General features: G+C 71.1%; 5 protein-coding genes. 3 read left to right on the top strand and 2 right to left on the bottom strand.

Annotated features, from left to right (window positions below; translation table 11 throughout):
* Both VGB60_RS04080 and thiD read right to left on the bottom strand, forming a co-directional pair.
* Positions 1-444: nucleotidyltransferase family protein (locus VGB60_RS04080; RefSeq protein ID WP_331037002.1), on the bottom strand; the 444-nt coding region annotated here is incomplete at its 3' end.
* On the bottom strand, positions 441-1,244 hold the full coding sequence (gene thiD / locus VGB60_RS04075; protein ID WP_331037001.1) for a bifunctional hydroxymethylpyrimidine kinase/phosphomethylpyrimidine kinase: 804 nt from the start codon (positions 1,242-1,244) through the stop codon (positions 441-443). The genes VGB60_RS04080 and thiD, both read right to left, overlap by 4 nt.
* A gap of 85 nt (positions 1,245-1,329) precedes the next feature.
* On the opposite strand from thiD, the gene VGB60_RS04070 reads away from it, so the two are divergent.
* From VGB60_RS04070 to VGB60_RS04060, 3 genes are all read left to right on the top strand, one after another.
* A complete protein-coding gene (locus VGB60_RS04070) occupies positions 1,330-1,653 on the top strand; it encodes a metalloregulator ArsR/SmtB family transcription factor (protein WP_331037000.1) in 324 nt (107 codons plus the stop codon).
* Positions 1,650-2,207: an SRPBCC family protein gene (locus tag VGB60_RS04065; protein ID WP_331036999.1), complete on the top strand. Its 558-nt coding sequence runs from the start codon at positions 1,650-1,652 to the stop codon at positions 2,205-2,207. The genes VGB60_RS04070 and VGB60_RS04065 overlap by 4 nt, the downstream gene beginning before the upstream one ends.
* Positions 2,204-2,605 (top strand): SRPBCC family protein (locus VGB60_RS04060; RefSeq protein ID WP_331036998.1); only part of this gene is annotated, 402 nt, incomplete at its 3' end. The genes VGB60_RS04065 and VGB60_RS04060, both read left to right, overlap by 4 nt.

Raw genomic sequence — 2,605 nt, 5'->3', positions numbered from 1 at the left:
CGGCGCGGCGACGCTGATGGAATCGTCCCTCTCCAGCCGCACGCCGACGGCGAAGGCCGGGGCCACGAAGCGTTCGAGGGCCTCGTCGGTGCCCGACAACGGCTCATACGGCTCGCCGAAATGGGCCGGAAACCACAGCGGCACCCGCGCCTGATTGCGCACCTCGACCGTGCTGCGGAACGGCTCGTCGAAGGCCGCCGCGACCCTTTTGATGACGACGTCCTCGGCGTCCCAGCTGGTGTCCGGGTCGAAATAGCCGACATCGTAGTCGCGCACCCCGTAGCCGGCGGGCCGGCCGGTCAGCGCGTTCCAGACGCTCTGGTAGACGGCGCCGGAAAACACCCGCCAATCGGGCAGGGCCTGATCCCGGACGCCCCTCAGCACATGCATCAGGCCGGGATCGGCGCGGACGATCTCGACCAGCCGTTGCTCCAGGTCGCTCATCGGTCACGCCGCATCGGCCAGCCGTGGTCCAGCGGCCCGTGCCCCTGCCCCAGGCCCGGCGCGCGGCGGATCGCTTCCGCCACATAGGCCCAGGCCTCGGCCACGGCGGCCTCGAGCGGCAACCCCTTGGCCAGCCCCGCGGCGCAGGCGCTGGCCAGGGTGCAGCCGGTGCCGTGGGTGTGGCGGGTCTCGACCCGCGGACCCTCCAGCAGCGTCTCGCCGGTGGGGGTGACCAACAGGTCGATCACCGTCTCGCCCGGCACGTGGCCGCCCTTCATCAGCACGGCGCGGGCGCCCATCCGCAGCAGCGCCTCGCCCGCTCGGCGCTGCCCATCCAGATCTGTGACCGCCAGCCCCGTCAGCGCCTCCGCCTCGGGCGCATTCGGCGTCAGCAGGGCCGCGCGGGGGATCATCAGCGCCTTCACCGCCGCCACCGCCTCGTCCGGCAACAGCGCCTGTCCGCCCTTGGCGATCATCACCGGGTCGACCACGGCGGGCGCGGCGCAGCTGTCGAGGATGGCCGCCACCCGCTCCACCACCGCCGTCGAACCCAGCATGCCGGTCTTGATCGCGTCCGCCCCGATGTCGCCCAGCACCGCCCGCGCCTGCGCCTCGATCAGGTCCAGCGGCAGCGGATGGACGCCGTGGACGCCGAGCGTGTTCTGGACCGTGATCGCCGTGATCGCCGTCGCGGCGTACCCGCCCATGGCGGTGACCGCCTTGATGTCCGCCTGCACGCCCGCGCCGCCGCCCGAGTCCGAGCCGGCGATGATCAGGACGCGTCCGAGGGGCGAGGTCATACCGGCTGGATGGCGGCTCGCGACGCGCTCGGCAAGCGCATCGACGTATATTGCACTCCGGCTATATTTGTTTTAGACGATATACATGACCGCATCCCTGCAGGCGCCCCTGATGGCCATGGCCGAGCCTCACCGCATGGCGATCCTGTCCATGCTGGCCGACGGCGAGCGACCCGCCGGGGATTTCGTCGACGCCCTGCCGATCAGCCAGCCGACCGTCTCCCGCCATCTGGCGGTGCTGCGCGAAGCCGGGCTGGTCACCGTTCGCAAGGACGCCCAGCGCCGGCTCTATAGCCTCAACCCCGCCCCGCTCGCCGAACTGGACCAGTGGCTGGCCCGCTACCGCCGCTTCTGGACCGACAAACTCGATGCGCTTGAGGCGCATCTGGACAAGGAGTTTCCCCAATGAACGACACCCGGACCTTGCCGGTCCGCCTCGGAGCCGAGGCTGGAAGCCTCCGTCGCATCGACGGCGGCTGGGAGCTTCGCTTCGAACGGCGACTGCGGCATGCGCCCGAGCGGGTGTGGAAGGCCCTGACCACCGGCGACGGCCTCGCCTGCTGGCTGGCCGAGGCCGAAATCGAGGCCGTCCCGGGCGGCAAGATGGAGCTGAACTTCCGCCAGCCCGACCATGAGTTCATGCCGGACACCCCCGAACGGCGCCGGCAGTCGAACGAGGTGCTGACGGTCCAGCCCTTCTCGCGCTTCGAGCACACCTTCGGCGAAAACCCGGAGTCGGTGGTGTCGTGGCGGCTTGAGCCCGCCGGCGACGGCACCCACCTGACCCTGATCCACCGCGTGCCGGAAGCGTGGTCCGACGCCCGCAGGAACGTCCTCAGCGGCTGGCACCATCACATGGAGGGGCTGGACGACGCCGCGCGCGGCGTGCGCCACCCGTGGTCGTGGGATCGCTGGTTCGCCCTGCGCGACGCCTATGCGGAGCGGCTGGAGGAGGAGGCGTGAGCGCCCCGGTCGCCACTGCTGGCATGCTGATCCGCCGCCCGGTCGCCGAGGTGTTCGAGGCCTTCCTCGATCCGGCGCTGACGTCTCGCTTCTGGTTCACCAGAGGCTCGGACCGGCTCGAACCGGGGGCCCAGGTCCGCTGGGACTGGGCGATGTATGGCGTCGGCACGGATGTGCGGGTCAAGGCCGTCGAGCCCGGCCGCCGCATCCTCATCGACTGGGACATCGCCGACGATCCGACGGAGGTCGAGTGGCTGTTCGAGGATCGGGACGGCGCCGCCTTCGTCAACGTCGAGAACCGGGGCTTCGAGGACAGCCCGGCCGGCGTCGCCAGGGCGCTCGACTCGGCGGGCGGCTTCGCCCTGGTTCTTGCCGGCGCCAAGATCTGGCTCGAACAC

The sequence above is a fragment of the Brevundimonas sp. genome (genome assembly GCF_036399195.1).
GTDB lineage: Bacteria > Pseudomonadota > Alphaproteobacteria > Caulobacterales > Caulobacteraceae > Brevundimonas.
The sequence above is the reverse complement of the archived record's forward strand: the minus strand, read 5'-3'. Positions and strand labels throughout refer to the sequence as shown.